This window comes from Methanococcoides sp. LMO-2 (genome assembly GCF_038432375.1).
GTDB classification, from domain to species: domain Archaea; phylum Halobacteriota; class Methanosarcinia; order Methanosarcinales; family Methanosarcinaceae; genus Methanococcoides; species Methanococcoides cohabitans.
The window spans coordinates 1-15,090 of sequence record NZ_JBCAUS010000002.1; the positions used below are offsets into that span (position 1 = coordinate 1).

General features: G+C 44.3%; 15 protein-coding genes and 1 tRNA gene. 4 read left to right on the forward strand and 12 right to left on the reverse strand.

Annotation, left to right across the window (positions count from 1 at the left end; all coding sequences use genetic code 11):
• The coding region (locus WOA13_RS00215) for a PKD domain-containing protein (protein ID WP_342125999.1) at nt 1-987 on the forward strand (987 nt) is incomplete at its 5' end.
• Between the two features lie 278 nt (nt 988-1,265).
• Here the strand turns inward: WOA13_RS00215 and WOA13_RS00220 are convergent.
• The 4 genes from WOA13_RS00220 to WOA13_RS00235 all read right to left on the reverse strand — a co-directional run bounded on the left by WOA13_RS00220 (nt 1,266) and on the right by WOA13_RS00235 (nt 4,562).
• Nucleotides 1,266-1,339: transfer RNA gene (locus WOA13_RS00220), tRNA-Val, on the reverse strand.
• Nucleotides 1,340-1,775: 436 nt separating this feature from the next.
• A complete protein-coding gene (locus WOA13_RS00225) occupies nt 1,776-2,231 on the reverse strand; it encodes a DUF3887 domain-containing protein (protein WP_342126000.1) in 456 nt (151 codons plus the stop codon).
• Between the two features lie 9 nt (nt 2,232-2,240).
• Nucleotides 2,241-4,019, reverse strand: coding sequence for a sensor histidine kinase (locus WOA13_RS00230; RefSeq protein ID WP_342126001.1), 1,779 nt, complete (start codon nt 4,017-4,019; stop codon nt 2,241-2,243).
• Nucleotides 4,020-4,049: 30 nt separating this feature from the next.
• Nucleotides 4,050-4,562, reverse strand: a complete 513-nt coding sequence (locus WOA13_RS00235) for a response regulator (RefSeq protein ID WP_342126002.1) — start codon at nt 4,560-4,562, stop codon at nt 4,050-4,052.
• Between the two features lie 151 nt (nt 4,563-4,713).
• Between WOA13_RS00235 and WOA13_RS00240 the strand changes: the two genes are divergently transcribed.
• A complete protein-coding gene (locus WOA13_RS00240) occupies nt 4,714-4,995 on the forward strand; it encodes a MarR family transcriptional regulator (protein WP_342126876.1) in 282 nt (93 codons plus the stop codon).
• Nucleotides 4,996-5,034: 39 nt separating this feature from the next.
• Here WOA13_RS00240 and WOA13_RS00245 read toward each other — a convergent pair whose 3' ends face one another.
• The 6 genes from WOA13_RS00245 to thiC all read right to left on the reverse strand — a co-directional run bounded on the left by WOA13_RS00245 (nt 5,035) and on the right by thiC (nt 10,959).
• A complete protein-coding gene (locus WOA13_RS00245; protein ID WP_342126003.1) occupies nt 5,035-5,829 on the reverse strand; it encodes a sensor domain-containing protein in 795 nt (264 codons plus the stop codon).
• A gap of 49 nt (nt 5,830-5,878) precedes the next feature.
• On the reverse strand, nt 5,879-6,133 hold the full coding sequence (locus WOA13_RS00250; protein WP_342126004.1) for a PLD nuclease N-terminal domain-containing protein: 255 nt from the start codon (nt 6,131-6,133) through the stop codon (nt 5,879-5,881).
• A 66-nt stretch (nt 6,134-6,199) separates the two neighbouring features.
• Nucleotides 6,200-7,414 (reverse strand): ABC transporter permease, encoded by a 1,215-nt coding sequence (locus WOA13_RS00255; RefSeq protein WP_342126877.1) that lies wholly within the window; start codon nt 7,412-7,414, stop codon nt 6,200-6,202.
• Nucleotides 7,415-7,419: 5 nt separating this feature from the next.
• The gene (locus tag WOA13_RS00260) at nt 7,420-8,664 is read right to left on the reverse strand and encodes a COG1361 S-layer family protein (protein ID WP_342126005.1); all 1,245 of its coding nucleotides are present in this window, start codon (nt 8,662-8,664) and stop codon (nt 7,420-7,422) included.
• 10 nt (nt 8,665-8,674) lie between these two features.
• Entirely contained in the window at nt 8,675-9,382 is a 708-nt protein-coding gene (locus WOA13_RS00265) for an ABC transporter ATP-binding protein (RefSeq protein WP_342126878.1), read from the reverse strand.
• 287 nt (nt 9,383-9,669) lie between these two features.
• Nucleotides 9,670-10,959: a phosphomethylpyrimidine synthase ThiC gene (thiC, locus tag WOA13_RS00270; protein WP_342126006.1), complete on the reverse strand. Its 1,290-nt coding sequence runs from the start codon at nt 10,957-10,959 to the stop codon at nt 9,670-9,672.
• A 199-nt stretch (nt 10,960-11,158) separates the two neighbouring features.
• Between thiC and WOA13_RS00275 the strand changes: the two genes are divergently transcribed.
• The gene (locus WOA13_RS00275) at nt 11,159-11,605 is read left to right on the forward strand and encodes a universal stress protein (protein ID WP_048205546.1); all 447 of its coding nucleotides are present in this window, start codon (nt 11,159-11,161) and stop codon (nt 11,603-11,605) included.
• Nucleotides 11,606-11,761: 156 nt separating this feature from the next.
• Here WOA13_RS00275 and WOA13_RS00280 read toward each other — a convergent pair whose 3' ends face one another.
• A complete protein-coding gene (locus tag WOA13_RS00280; protein ID WP_048205545.1) occupies nt 11,762-11,968 on the reverse strand; it encodes a hypothetical protein in 207 nt (68 codons plus the stop codon).
• A gap of 168 nt (nt 11,969-12,136) precedes the next feature.
• On the opposite strand from WOA13_RS00280, the gene WOA13_RS00285 reads away from it, so the two are divergent.
• Nucleotides 12,137-14,494 (forward strand): DNA topoisomerase I, encoded by a 2,358-nt coding sequence (locus WOA13_RS00285; RefSeq protein WP_342126007.1) that lies wholly within the window; start codon nt 12,137-12,139, stop codon nt 14,492-14,494.
• 40 nt (nt 14,495-14,534) lie between these two features.
• On the opposite strand, the gene WOA13_RS00290 is transcribed toward WOA13_RS00285, so the two are convergent.
• Nucleotides 14,535-15,068, reverse strand: a complete 534-nt coding sequence (locus tag WOA13_RS00290) for a nitroreductase family protein (RefSeq protein WP_342126008.1) — start codon at nt 15,066-15,068, stop codon at nt 14,535-14,537.
• Nucleotides 15,069-15,090 lie beyond the last annotated feature (22 nt).

Genomic DNA, 15,090 nt, shown 5'->3' on the forward strand with positions numbered 1-15,090 from the left:
ACTGAGGATAACTCCAGTCAGAATTTCGTTCATACCTACGATACAGCTGGCCTGTACACTGTGAATCTTACTGTCAGTAATATCAATGGTACTGATTCCGAGGTCAAGACCGGTTATATCACAGTTGCCCTCTCAAACCAGCCACCAGTAGCAGACGCCAATGGTCCCTATTTTGGTGACGAAAGTTCATTCATTATTTTCAATGCCAGTAATTCTACCGATCTCGATGGTAGCATCGTTTCATATGAATGGGATCTGGATGATGATGGAGAATTTGATGATGGTACAGGTGTTACTGTTACGAATACTTGGTCTGATGACTATTCAGGAAATGTTTCTGTTAGAGTTACCGATGATGAAGGATCCACTGATATTGATACTACGACATTGACTGTCAACAATGTTGCACCTGTTGTTGATGCAGGTCCAGATCAGACAGTTAACGTGGGTGAAGATGTCGTATTTTCTGGAAGCTTTACTGATCTTGGATCCCTCGATACCCACACGATTTTCTGGGATTTCGGAGATGGTAATACTACAGAAGGCACATTGACACCTGTACATACTTATGCTGGTAGTGGTGTTTACTATGTGATTTTGACAGTAATCGATGATGATGGTGCATCAACATCAGATACAGCAACGGTAACAGTATCTGATACCACAGGCTCAACGATGTCTGTAGATTCGATATCCATATCAGTAATACAGAAAGGTAAGAGCTACGAAGCTGTAGCGACTTTAAAAGTACTGGATGAGAATAGTAATTTGGTGAAAGGAGCTACTGTGAACGGGTACTTCACACTCAATACCAACAATGTCATCTCAACTGTTTCGGGAACTACAGTCGGAAATGGAGAAGCAAGAATTGGTTCTGGAAAATTCAAAGCTAATGGAGGAGATGTAATTACGTTCAATGTGACAGGTGTTGATCACCCGGAATACAGTTACGAACCTGGAATGACATCATTTAAGGTCTCAATTTGAGACCGTCTATTTTTTAATTTTTCTTCCAATGGCTTGAGCTGACATAATTAAATCCGGGAATCAGTATATTTAGAAAATTCGGATTTTAAAATACCTGCACAAACAATCGGCTGTAAATAAGGACTATTCGCTACCCAGATCACGCTTCTGGAGTGCGGACCGAGGTGCTGAGCTATGCTCAACACCTCACTGAATGAAAAAAGTAAGGTTCTGATATTAGATTCAAAATAACAAAAACAAGGCTCACTCTTATGAATTTTTTAGAATTTGATATATGATGGGCCCGGGGAGATTCGAACACCCGACCTCTGCCGTGTGAAGGCAACGTCATGACCAGCTAGACCACGAGCCCATTTTAATTTGTTTTGACCTGAAATGTAAGTCATTATTCAATTTTCAGGTGCTACTGAACCATTACATGGGTTTGATGGGCTATAAGGTTAACGGCAATTTATTGTAGGTCTTATTATTAAAACGAGGATATATTCATAAACTCGTCTAAAAATAGAAAGGTTTAAGTATAATTCGTGCCTTTATTGAATTGTACATTGGCAGAGAACTTTGAGTAGTTTCTTGAACAACTGATGAGTCACTACCCTAAAACACACACAAACACCACACACTCCCTTCCAACTCGAAGTTCTCTCCTGATTACTCCTATTTCTTCTTTTTAAATTTAAATATTGGATTTTCTGGTTTCTGGTCCTTTGTAGATGAAATCAAAAAAGAGATAGGCAGGGGATAGAGCAAAATGGTTGAAAAAAGATAGAAATACTCTGGTAACTAATTTATCGCTCCAGAGCCATGCGTTTCTTTAATTGTGAAGAGTCAAGCCAGATGCCTCTGAGCTCCACCTGTCCTTCGGAGTTCACGAATATAAGTCTTAGGATCACATCGTCGGTCTGTTTCTCGAAGTTGGCTTGATAGACAACAACTGTATGTTTATCACCGGCATTGATCTCCAGGAGTTCTTTTGAGGTATAGTTTCCAAGCTCGTCCTGAACAATGTCTGCAGATTTGAGGAAAACCTCTTCTGTGAATGCCTTTTTCATTGTCGGGTCCAGATCCGCGGAGAATCTTGTATAATTCTTCTCATTGAGTGCCAAGAGTGCATTCTCTGCAATAGGATCTGCATATCCTTCTATATCTGCATTGAAGCTCTCTTCATCTATGGAGGTGCATCCGCTAAGGATGATCGCCGCTAAAACGATAATGCCTGCTAATGCTTTGATCTTTAATTTCATGTCTCTCACTTAATGCTGCTCTATCTCTGTGAAGTCTTCTTCCTTCAGTTCTTTTGGTAATCTGAATGTGAATGTGCTGCCTTTACCGTTCTCGCTTTCCACAAATATGTTGCCGCCCTGTCCATCTATGATACCTTTGATAATGGCAAGTCCAAGGCCGGTACCGCCTGCCTTTCTTGTGGCGGTGCTGTCCACCTGGTAGAACTTGTCGAATATCTTATCACGCTTCTCCGGTGGTATGCCGATTCCATTGTCCTTTATGCTGGCCTGTATGTTGTCACCGGTATCAGTTACGCTGATCTCCACATCTCCGTCATGTGGTGTGAACTTGATGGCATTCGTCAGGAGGTTTACGAATACCCTGATAAGCTTGTCCTTATCGGTCCTGATCGTCAGGCTCTCTTGTGGATATCCTACCTTTAGATTGATTCCTTTGTCCTTTGCCTGCTTTTCAACTGTCTGGAGGGATGTCTCAACGATCTCCCTGATATTCACATCTTCAGGGTTGAACTTCATCCTGCCGGATTCAATGCGTGAGATGTCCAGCAGGTCATCCACCATTCTTGACTGGCGATCGATGTTCCTTATGATAAGGTCAAGCATCTCTTCCTTGACCTCTGGATCGCATTCTGTCTCCTTCATGAACTCGCTGGAGGTTTTCATGGCGGTAAGTGGTGTCTTTAGCTCATGCGATACCATTGATACGAAGTCGTTTTTGAGACTGTCAAGCTCCTTTAGCTTCCGGTTGGCATTTTGCAGGTATTCATTGGATTTTTCCAGTTCTGACGTCTTGCTTTGCACCTCATCCTCAAGTGTCTTGTTCCAGGAGAACAGGATCAGTGCTATGAATGAGCCTATGAAGAGGATGAATGCAACAGAGATCATTGCAAACAAACCCTGTTTTACATATATTGACTGTACAAGTGATTCCACGTACCACAGTGGTGTAACAACACCTACGGACCATTGCTGGTTCTTCCATATCACAGGTTCGTAGGATATGATCTTCTGCTCCAGGAAGCCGTTCTCATTCCTTTCCGAGAATGTCCCGCTGCCTGAAAGTCCTTCAGTCTGCATGCCGATTATCTCAAGGCGGCTGACATCGGGCTCGTTTATGATGTCAAAGTAGTTCTTTCCGATGAGGTCTGTTTCAGCACTATCGTACAGAAGCCTTGCATTGTCGTTGATCAGGTAGATATATCCTGCCGGATTTTCCGTTTTTATTGTTTCCTCTGTGATCTTATCGATCTCAATGACTGCAATAAAGGCACCTTCAAACTCATCCTCTCCGACGTAAACAGGTACCCATACATAGATCGCCAGCTCCTTTTCAAATGTTGTCAGCGGGTCAGTGATATAGGTTTCACCTGTTTCCCGTACGATATCAAAAGGAATGCTCCTCTCATTTTCGTACAGGTTGTATTGCAGTGGAGTGTTCTCTTCAGGATATCCTGAGACTATTGTTCCGTTCTTGTCCACATATTCGATAACGTAGAAGCCCTTCGACTTCTCGTATATATTTTCGAACGTTCTTGTGAAATTGTCATCTGGTATCTGGTGGGGCTGTATGGAAAGGACCTCAAGCATGGTGACCTTTTCATTAAGGAAGGTCGTTATGCCGTTGGAGATCTGTTGCGCCTGTGATGTCTGGCCTTGTGCAAATTGGTCTATGAACTGCTCTTCGACCTCAGCGTTGGCCCTGATCCCCAGAAAAAGGATCGAGCTGATAAAGAGCATCGTTATGATAAGAACGATGATCGCATTCCATCTGCTTTTTTTGGCAAACATGTGAGGTCAGCACATAATGTGCGTTGTAGTTTAGTCCTGTGTTCTTCTCAACACAGTTTTGATCCTTGCTTTCAGCTCCTTCAGGTTGAAAGGCTTTGTTATGTAGTCATCCGCACCGATATCAAGACCGCCTACCTTGTCATCGATCTCTCCTTTTGCAGTAAGCATTATAACCGGTATATCCCTGTAAGCCGGATCATCTTTCAGTCTTTTGCAAACCTCGAAGCCGTCCATGTCAGGCATCATTACATCTAGAAGGATCACGTCGGGAATATCTGATTTCAGCATATCGAAAGCCATGGCTCCGTTCTCTGCATCGATGACATTGTACCCATCTGCCTCAAGTGCCCTTTTGGTAGCGATGACAGCATCCGGTTCATCGTCTACAATAAGGATCATTTCCCTTGTATCTGAAAGGGCTGCTACCCTTTTTGCAACCGTATCTTCAGGAACAGATAGTTTATCTGCAATTTCTTTGTTGCTGATGCCAGGCTGTTCCTCAAGAAGTCTCAGGATGTCTTTGTCAAGCGTTTCCTTTTCCATATATACCACAACTTTGAAATATGGATAATTATTAAAGGATGATATTATTAAAGCCTTTCTAAATATGATAAGGTCTATTCATATTTTGAATCGACCAGCCAATTATTAGAAAGTCTTATAAGTCATAATTGTATATTTTATGTTGATACTAATGGATGCTCTTGAAAAAATATTCGGAAAGACAGCTCAGATCACTGTTCTCAAGAACCTTATTCTACACAAAGGCGAGTCCACATACCTTTCAGGTATTGCGGATGAGACCGGTCTTTCCCATTCAAGTGTCGCAAGGGTCATTGAACCTCTGCTCAAAGCGGATATCGTAACCGAGAAACGCCTTGGAAAGCAGATCCGCACCTTTAGCCTGAATCTTGATAATGAGCTGACATTACTGATACTTGAGTTTTACGATGACCTTGCTAAAATGAAGGTCTGACCCCAGCTCAGTAATTTCATTAACTTTTGTTCCTGTTGTTTATTTTAATGATGCTGTTGATGCTTCATCGTTAGCTTCAACTGCTGTTCCAGAGAGCTTATCATTCAGGTCACTTTCTGCATCATACTCCAGGTCATCTTCCATATCTTCTTCATCGATGTCGTCTAGGTCTTCGATGTATGTATAATCGTTTTCATTGGTGTATGCAGATCCTGTGCTTCCAAGCAGGTTATAGGCCAGTGCTCCGGAAAGCTTTGCAAGGGCGTTCATGATGTGCAGTGAGACGAATCCCAGAAGCAGGCCACCAAACATCAGCACAAGAGCTACTCCCATTGTTTCTACTTCAGCTTCTCCGAAGTTCACGTAACCGGTGTTGTAGATAAAAGGCATTGAGATCAATACCAGTGTGAAAATCAGGAGTATGAACGCGATTACCAGTGTGAATATTCCAAGCGGGAACTTTATGAACAGGAAAACAAGCCCTTTCCATGTTACAGGATTGAGGATGTATCCTTTCAGCTTCTCCGTCATCTTCTGGTTTGATATCTTCCGTGGTTCCATTGGGGGTATGTCGATCCCGAGAAGCCAGATGGCAAGCTGTCTTTCAAAGGATGCCAGTTCCCACCATGCCACAAGCATCAATATCAGTATGGGAATTCCGATAAGGGTTATTGACAGGCTCAGTCCCATTGAAAGTCCTGTCACGAGGAATATGAAATAAGCTGTTCCAAGTGGGAAAGAGAACAATAGGTATGTGAGGTTCAGGTAGGTCTGCTTACGTGTGACCACTCCAAAAAAGTCTCTTATAATACTGCTTATTCCTCTTTCTTTCATATCTACCCCGTCCTTTACCCTATTCTTTTTATTTTTATTTATACCTTTATCATTTTTCCGGATTCATCATAGGTTCCTGTGCGATCCTTTTTGGTCTTCTGATGAAGAAATAGATCAGTGCTCCGACAAACTGGGCAAATATAATTATAATTACCCATATCAGCTTATCATTACCCTGTGACGGTTCGTTCATTGCACAGTCGATAAGCATCCAGAGCCAGAATAATGTACCTGCTATTGCAAGTCCTGCAAATGTCAGGAACACTATTGCGTTTATCGGAAAAAATATCCAGCTATCAAGCATCTATGTTCACCTTCCTCTTCTTTTCTTTTTTAGGTGTTCTCTTTATTCTCTTTCATTATGTTCTCATCAGTCATGACGGAGTGCATCCACCGGTTTCATCTTCGCGGCTTTGTTTGCAGGGTATGCACCTGCTATCAGGCCTACAACAATGGAAACCACAAAACCTGCGAATATCTTCCCTGCAGGCAGGACCACTGGCAGGTTCATGAAGGTCGCAGCAGCATAGGCTCCACCACATCCGAGGATCATACCAAGAACCCCTCCAAGGGTTCCCACAACAGCAGATTCCACAATGAACATAGTCAGCACATCATAATTGGAGTAACCGATAGCTTTCATCAACCCGATCTCGGACGTACGTTCAGTCACTGTCACAAGCATGATGTTCATGATACCAATGGAACCAACTACCAGTGAGATCAGTGCAACTGCTGTAAGCAGTGCAGTAAGGGCATCTGAAAGGCTTCCTGCTTCTTCGAGCAACTCCTGCTGGTCCACTATGAAGTATGGCTTGACATCATCCTTTTCCATGTCTCGGGATGATATTCCCAGATATCTCCCCAGCCGGGTGTCTATCTCATCCGAAGTTTCTGTTACGGTATCAATGGATTCGGCTTCTGCAAATATTCCGGAATAATCCTCCACATTGAGGATCTCGTTCATGGTGGTGATCGGTATGAATATGCGGTTGTCCGGATTCATTCCTGATGAAATGAAGCTAGCTTCGGACTTTTCCACTATACCCTTTACCTGAAATGTCTGAGTGATGACCTCTCCATCACGTGTCCTGAAGGTAATGTCAATTGAATTCTTGTTTGCAAGGGTACGGTCAAAGGTATCTCCTGATATTTCGCTACCAATAACAGCAACGTACTGATCATTATCTTTAAGGAAATTACCTTCACTGAGCTGGAGATTGGCGACCTCATCATAGTCGCCTGTAACTCCCATGATAGTAACCCTTCTCGAGTCCGACATGTATGTCACCTCAGCAACCTGCTCATTGAGTGGTGAAGCTCTTACAATTCCGGGTGTGTTCCTGACAACTTCCAGTTCATTATCGAACAGGATATTTGGTTCATTTGTTCCGACATATATGAAGTTCGAGCCGATCGTACCTATCTCTTCGTCAAAGTACTGGTTAAAGCTTGCACCGATGGCAACATTTGCTATCACGGCAGCTACTCCTATTACGATACCAAGGGTTGTCAGGGTGGAACGAAGCTTTGAGCTGAAGATGCTTCCTGTTGCGATCTCAAGTGATTGCCTGAGGTTGACCATGTCCATTACTCCTGAATTTTGTCCTGTTTCTTCTTCCTGTAGACAAATAGGGATGATCCGGCAACAGCTACAAGTCCAAAGGCAGCAGCAGTTGTAGTTGTATTGCCATCATTTTCCTCTGTTATGTCAAAGCTGCCGATCTCTTCTGTGTTCGAATGCTCGTTGAATCCGTTCCTGTATTCTGCTGTCAGGTTAAGGGGTGTAAGTGCTTCTTCATTTTCCACTACTGCAGTGAACTCGATGGTAAAGAGCTCATCCGGCTTCATGGTGCCTATGAAATATTCTGCAGGTGAGAATCTGACTCCTTCTGCTTCAGGTCTGACACTTACGGATGAAAGCGTGTTCGGATGAAGGTTTGCAACATCGAACTGGACCTTTCCTTCTCCATTGACAAGTGTTAAAGGCTTAGAGGGGATCATTTTTAGTGCTGAACTGTCAACAGTGACCGGGACTCTCCAGTTGTTATTGTATGCGTGTGAATTCCCGAGGACCGAGAGGTCAAGGTAGTATGTTCCATCCGGAGTATCATCGGGAACCTCTACATTGAATGTAAGTGTGACAGAATTTCCCGGTCCGATAATACCTGCATCTTGTTCGCTGCTTGTGACAAGTATATTGTCAGAGCCGGAAAGGAATGCGGACTGGATGCGTGCATTGGTGTCATAGTCCTTGCCTTCGAAGGTTATCGTGTTCTGTGTAGCAGTGTTGGTGAGCGTAAAAGTGATAGTACCTGTATCGCCGGGGCTGAAGACTCCCGGATCAGCGGAGGACTCTTCCAGTTCAAGTGTTCCCCTGCTCTCAAATGTCGTAGAGCCGACCTTCATCTCAAAAGTATCTTTTAGCCAGGTGCTGTCGCTATCGCCCCTGTAGTAGACATCAAAAGAAGCTGTTCCTGGTTTTGCATTTTCATCGACATACAGGCGATATTCCTGTACAGATGCAGTGCCTGGTGAGAGTATGCCGATATTTTTAATGGCATTGTTCTCTGAATCCAGGGAAAGGGGGTATTCAGGTACAAGTCTTATGGAAACGTCATCTGATTGTCCTGATCGGAAGTTCTCTACCTTGATCCAGACATCGACGTATTGTCCTATCTCTGCCGGATATGGTTCGTACTTCTGCACATCCACATCAAGGCTTGTGGAACTGCTTTCCTGGGCCGATGCCGGGCTCAGCATACATGTCAACAGCATCAACAGGACCACGAGTGTAGGTAATTCTTTTGTTATCTTCAGGTTACTTATTTGCATTATGATCATCTCAATTGTTCTCTATATAGCCGTCCTTCACATGGATCGTCCTGTCAGCATATTCTGAAGTTTCAGGGTCATGAGTGATCATGATTATCGTACTTCCTTTCCTGTGAAGGTCGGAAAAGAGTTCCATTATCTCAACACTTGTCTTTGAGTCAAGGTTCCCTGTAGGTTCATCTGCAAGGATTATGGCAGGATCGTTGATCAGTGCCCGGGCAATGGCAACCCTCTGGGATTGTCCTCCTGAGAGCTCAGTTGGTTTGTGGTCCATGCGGTCTGAAAGTCCCACAAGTTCCAGCAATTTCCGTGCACGTTCATTCATGTCGATATTCGGCCTGTGGTTTGCATAGGTTGGCAAGAGTACGTTCTGTAGGGCAGAGAGTCTGGAGACAAGGTTGAAGTTCTGGAACACGAACCCTATCTCCATCCCTCTTAGCTTTGCCAGTTCTATATCGGAGATCCTGTTGATGTCCATCCCCATGACCATCACATGGCCTTCACTGGGCCGGTCAAGACATCCAAGCATGTTCATCAGAGTACTTTTACCGGAACCGGAAGGACCCATTATTGCTACGAAATCCCCTTTTTTGACTTCAATGTTAATGTCATGAAGTATGGGTACCTCAACATCTGTCAGGTAGTAGCTCTTTTTTAATCCAATTGTTTCGATAACTGTTTCTTGTTCCTGTTTGTTTTGTTCAGCCAGAACGACCATCTCCACATTTCCGAATATATACAAACTCGTCTATTTTTCGTCAAATATGTATAAGGCAGTTCACAATTTAAACCTTTCGATATTTAGTCAGGTTTGAATATGGGTTTAGTGTTGAAGAAAGATCGGGTTCAAAATAAGTTCTTAACTAAGGAGAATGATCGCGAAGAGGAAATAAATCAAAAATATAATTCAAAGTAACGAAAGAAAAAAAGAAATGCGGATAATAAGGAATATCACTAAAAAGATTACATCAATTAATTATTTAATTAAAAAGAGGATCAGAAAGATCAATTGTCTTTCTGCCTGCTTTCTTCCAGTGCACTCTTGACTATTTTCATTGCACAAAGTTCGCCACACATGGAACATGCATCGCTTCCTGTATACCTGTTCTCCCTTATGGTGCGTGCTCTTTCAGTATCAATGGCTGTCGCATACTGTGTGTCCCAATCAAGTTCTGCACGGGCTACTGCCATTCTTTCGTCCACTGCACGTGCACGCTCTTTCTGCCCATCACGGGTAAGGTCAGCAGCATGGGCTGCTATCCTTGTAACAGTGGCTCCTTCACGGATGTCCTCGGCAGTAGGTAGCGCAAGATGTTCTGCCGGTGTTGTCATACAGAGGAAATCAGCTCCGCACATGCCGGCAAGAGTGCCTCCGATGGCTCCTGTGATGTGGTCATAGCCAGGTGCAATGTCAGTGACCAGCGGACCAAGCAGGTAAAGTGGGGCTTCGTGGCACAGTTCTTTCATTGCCCTTACGCTGAGCTCGACCTCGTTGAGGGGCACGTGTCCCGGACCTTCCACAAAGGTCTGTACGTTGGACTGCCTTGCTTTTCTCACAAGTTCTCCAAGTGTGATGAATTCCATGAACTTCGGTCCGTCAGATGCATCATGTATGCATCCCGGTCTCATACCATCACCGAGGCTCAATGTGAGATCATATTCCTTTGCGATCTCAACAAGATAGTCATATTCTGCGTAGAAAGGATTTTCCTGCTCGTTGTGTATCATCCATGCAAAGGTAAAGGAACCTCCACGGCTGACCATGTTCGTGATCCTGTCGCTGTTCTTGAGCCTTTCAATTGCGTTGTAATTGACACCTGCATGTACCGTTACAAAGTCCACACCGTCCTCGGCATGCTTGCGTACGGCATTGAACATGTCATCGGATGTCATATCAACGACTGTCTTGTGGGAAGCAGCAGCCTGGTATATTGGCACGGTACCGATTGGTACATCCACTGCATCCATGATCCTTGCACGTATCAGGTCAAGGTCTCCGCCTGTGGAAAGGTCCATTATCGTGTCAGCACCGTATTCTACAGCGACCTTTGCTTTCTCAACTTCGTCATCAATGTCCACAAAGTCCCGGGAGGTTCCGATATTGGCGTTGATCTTCACGCTCATATATTTCCCGATACCAAAAGCCCGGGATTTTCCCTTGATGTTCCTTGGGATCGTCACAAGACCTTTTGCAACACAAGATCTAACTGTATCAGCATCGATGCCTTCTACCTCTGCAACACTTTTTATCTCAGGAGTGATAAGGCCCTTCTTTGCATCTTCCATTAATGTCATTGTTACTCCGAATGATGATTTTTAGAATGATCGTAGGCGGTTCTTAGGATTCAATACAGCAATGATACATATATATGTTTCACAATCCGGCATTCCTATCTCTTGTTATGTTTTGGGAAAGTTCATATATCAGTGAGGTCAATATTTATGTATAAAAGTGCAAAATGCACATCTAACAGATCAACAAGGGGGTAATTGTGTGACTGCTAAAGACTATAAGAAGATCCTGATAGCTACTGACGGGTCTGAGAATGCTGATACTGCTATATTGTCGGGTATCGACATTGCAAAGAAACTTGGTGCAAAGGTATATGCTATTTGTGTAGTACCTACCCATCCATCGTCATCTATGCCTATAGGCTCCAGGATGATGCAATGGGAAGTGCCATTTCAGGTAATGATGGATGAGGCTGAAAAGGCCGTTCAGCAGGTTGCCGATGCATGTTCATCATGTGAGGTTGAGGTTGAGAAGCTGGTTCTTGAAGGGCATCCTGCAGAAGAGATCATCAAGTTTGCTGAAGAGAACGAGATCGATCTTATTGTAATGGGAAGCCTTGGTAAGACCGGACTTACGAGATTACTTCTAGGAAGCGTTGCAGAGGAAGTTGTCCGTCACTCAAAAGTGGATGTTATGATCTCAAGATGAGGTCATATTATTCTTTTTTAACAGCCTCGTTTCCTTGTTTGTTCCATTTCATTTTTATTTTTAAGTCATAAGAATAGCAAGAAATGGAAAACTGGTAAGGATGGCATAGGTAGCAAGAACATATGGTTCCAGCTACCATTTTATCTATTTAAATCTTTAATCCTCGACTTCCATTGCATTGATTATATCATTGACAGTAAGCTCCCCTTTTGTTGCTCTTTTAACCATCGGATAGATGTAGGAGCAGTCATCGATTGCATTCCACCTCTTTTCCCCGACCTTGTGGATTATCTCGTCCATTATCTTTTCACAATCGTTACAATATTTGTTCTTAGTTTCAACTCCGCAAACAGCACATTGCATGGTTACCCTCCAATATTATATTGGTACGAACGGTTATGAAGTTTTTGATAAGTTCCCGTCGATACCCTGATCCGATACGATAATTAATGTACTGTAAGTACCATCTTATGTTACACCTTTTTGAGGAACAGTACCGTTATCTGAATACTTGATTTACTTTCGATTCCCATGACCACAGTCGTATTTACTGAGAAGAACAAAGCTGCAGCCCAGATCTCGAACATATTGGCCGGAGGCTCGGCCAGACGAACAATTGTAGACGGGGTTCCTGTTTATGAGTTCCAGAGGAATGGTGTCCCCTGGAAAGTAATGGGACTAGCAGGCCATATCATGGGATATGACTATCCGGAGGAGTTCAGTAACTGGAGGGATGTGGATCCTGCCATGCTTCTGGACACCGAACCGATAAAAAAGGTAACTAAGACCCAGTTTGGCAGTGCTATACTAAAGCTTTCAAAGGATGCTGACCTTCTGGTCCTTGCCTGCGATTTTGACCGGGAAGGGGAAAATATCGGCTTTGAAGCAAAATCCATAGCCGAAAAGGTATCCGGATCAACCGTCAAACGTGCCAGGTTCTCTTCTCTTTCAAAAAGTGAGATTGACAAGGCCTTCACTGATCTTGTGGAGCCTGATGAGAACATGGCAATGTCCGCAGAGGCAAGACAGATACTTGACCTCAAAATGGGTGCAGCATTTACACGTTTTGTAACGCTTTCCGTAAGGGAACGTGCAAGAACAAAAGGTGTCCTGTCCATCGGTCCCTGCCAGACTCCCACATGTGGTTTCGTCTATGAGCGTGAACTTGCAATACGTAAGTTCGATCCAAAGGACTTCTGGAAGATCGAGGGTATCTTCAACGGAAAAGGTACCGATTTTACAGGTGCCCACCGCGGAGGTCACATCTATGAAAAGGAAAAGGCCGATGCAATATTCAGCAAGTTGAAGAATTGCAGGACCGCGGTGGTATCGAAGAAGACCGTAAAGGAGATGAAGACAAATCCTCCGTTCCCGCTTAACACCAACGAGTTCCTCAAACGTTCATCCAAATACCTCGGTGTAAGCCCCGAACAGGCCCTGGAGATCGCAGAACAGCTCTATCTTTCGGGTTTCACAAGTTACCCGAGGACAGAGACCAACAAGTATGCTGATGACATGGATTTCAAGAAGATCCTCAAAGGTTTTACCAGAGGAGATTATCAGGACTTTGCCATGCTGCTTCTTTCCCAGGATAAGATAACTCCTCGAAACGGAAAGAAAGACGGACATGACCACCCCCCTATTCATCCGATCAAGGCCGGCTCCCGTGCAGAGGTGGAAAAAGCTGTCAAGATGCCCCGTGCATGGGATGTCTATGATCTCATCGTAAGACACTTTATTGCAAACCTCCTGCCCGAAGCCATATTTGAGAAGACCCGTTTTGAGATTACAGCAGAAGGCGAGCTATTCGATTCCACAGGCTCTGTCCAGAAGAGCGCCGGCTGGCTTGCAGTATATCCTTTTGAAAAGCCACAGGACAAGCTCCTGCCACTCCTTGAAGAGAAGGATGTTATTGACGTAAAGAAGATCAACAACATCAAGTCACAGACAACACCTCCAAAGAGGCTAACAGAAGCTGAACTGCTGACACTTATGGACAAGCATGGTATAGGTACCAAGGCAACTGCTCCTTCCCACATTGAGACCAACAAGAAACGTGGTTATTTTGAGACAAAGGGCAAGACCATTGCAATAATGGATACAGGATTCACTCTGATGGATGCGCTGAACAGCTCTGTTCCTATACTTGTCAAACCGGATATTCGTTCCAGGATCGAATCCCTGATTCAGGAGGTTGAGGACGGAACAAAGAAGTTCCCACTGGCTCTTGAGGAAGGAACTACACTTATCAAGGAGATGTATTCCCACCTGTTGAAGAACCGCGAACTTATGGTTTCGCAGATAGCAGGCACAATTACCGATGAGGCTGTTGCAGCTGACAAGAAGAACCACGTCGGCACATGTCCGGAATGCGGCCGTATGCTTCGCATGGTCATCACTGACAAAGGCCGTTTCGTGGGATGCACGGGATATCCTCAGTGCAAGAACACATATCCGCTTCCAAAGGCAGGTGCCCTGGCGGTACAGCGCTCCAGGAAGTGCAAAAAGGATGGCATTGCAGTTATAAAGGTCGGAAACAAATATTTCTGGTCTGTGGGAATCGGTCCGTGTTTTTCATGTGAGAAGGAAAAGGAATGCTTCCCTCCTGAAGTCATAGGTCCGTGCCCTTCATGTGATGGCCAGATGTTCCTTATCGCTACAAAGGATTCACGTTTCCTGGGATGCACCAAAAGGTGTGGCCATACCCAATCGGTCCCTAAGAAAGGTCGCCTGACCGTGACGGACAAGGTCTGTGAGGGTTGTGGATGGCACTTCATAAGGGTAAAAGAACAGGGCAAGGATGCAAAAGAATACTGTGCCAACCGTAAATGTGAAGCAGCAGCTGCAGCCCGTAAGGATGCGATCAGGAAAGCCAGGACCAGAGAATAAATTGAAATTTATATTTAATTTAATAAAGGGGTGGCAGGTCTTAGTTTTCGCCTGTCCACTTTTCACCATACTTTTCGTTGAATGTGATCTCTTCGAGAGCTTTCCTTGTTGATGTACGTTCTCTTTCCACGGGCTGGCCGATAGCAAGGACTGCCATAAGTTCAAGACTTTCCGGCACTTCAAGAATGGTATTTACCTGTTCGCTCTTTTTGAGGATCTCTCCGAGCCACACCGCTCCAAGTCCAAGGTCCTCGCAGGCAAGAAGTATGTTCTGTATGGAAGCACCGATGGCAAGTACATCCTTGTCGTGGTGATACATCGTCTCCTGATCGAGATATACTGCTATCAGGACGTTTGCCTGCAGGACTATCTTTGAGTAATGTGTGCAGTCTGCCAGTTCATTGATGGTGTCCTCGTTACGGATCACGATGAACTTCCAGGGCTGGTTGTTAAGGCCTGACGGTGCCCACCTGCCACAATCCAGGATGGTGTTGATGTCATCGTTGCTTACAGGGTCTTCTGTGTATTCCCTGATGCTTCTGCGTGCAAATATGGTCTCTATAGTAGCTGACATGTTATCACAGGATCATCAAAAA